Here is a 628-nt window from a genome sequence, read left to right as displayed (position 1 = left end):
ATAGATTTTTATATCCACTTTGTGAATGAGCGTTTTGAAATGATAGAATAGAAAAAGCCGACTACTGAATTAATTTTTGTTGTTTCAGTATGTCGGCTTAATTGTTACTTTCATTTCAAATTTTAAAAGTCAAGGGCGAGCGTTAGCGAGTTTATTTACCCTTGACTTTTAAAAAGCGAATGGTTGTTGGTCGCTTCAGGGTTTGGCTCCGCAGGACGCAAGCACCCTTTAGGGTGTATAATTGCGCCCTTAGAAAATCTAAGGGAGATTTAATTATTATATTTTCCCTAATTTTCTCTTATTATTTTTAGTGTTTCTTTAAATTCTTTTGTCTTTGTTGCTTCTTCAAGTAGGATTTTTATTTCTTCATCTGTTAGTTCTTCTGCATTTTTTATAAGGCTTTCTAAGATTGCTCCTCTTTTTATTAGCCTATGAGTTCTTTCTTTTCTTTTTTTCACTATGTCTTGTTTTAATATCTTTTTTTCTTGATTTTTTAGTTGCCTTAATCTTTCTTCTGTATCGTCTATTTTATCTTTTATTTCTTTTGATTCTTGTCTTAGTTGCTTAATTTTGTTTTCTACCTGTTCTTTTTTCTTAGTTTCTTTTTCCAACTGGCTCATTACATTTT

Annotated in this window: 1 protein-coding gene; it reads right to left on the bottom strand. The window is 30.6% G+C overall.

The annotated features are described in order from the left end of the window. Nucleotides 1–287 precede the first annotated feature (287 nt). Nucleotides 288–620, bottom strand: coding sequence for a DUF3847 domain-containing protein (locus WMO19_RS09855; RefSeq protein WP_349171696.1), 333 nt, complete (start codon nt 618–620; stop codon nt 288–290). Nucleotides 621–628: the final 8 nt, after the last annotated feature.

The sequence above is a fragment of the Peptoniphilus hominis (ex Hitch et al. 2025) genome (genome assembly GCF_040096015.1).
Taxonomy (GTDB): Bacteria; Bacillota; Clostridia; order Tissierellales; family Peptoniphilaceae; genus Peptoniphilus_A; species Peptoniphilus_A hominis.
Note: the sequence above shows the minus strand (reverse complement) of the source record. Positions and strands in the feature narration are given on the sequence as shown.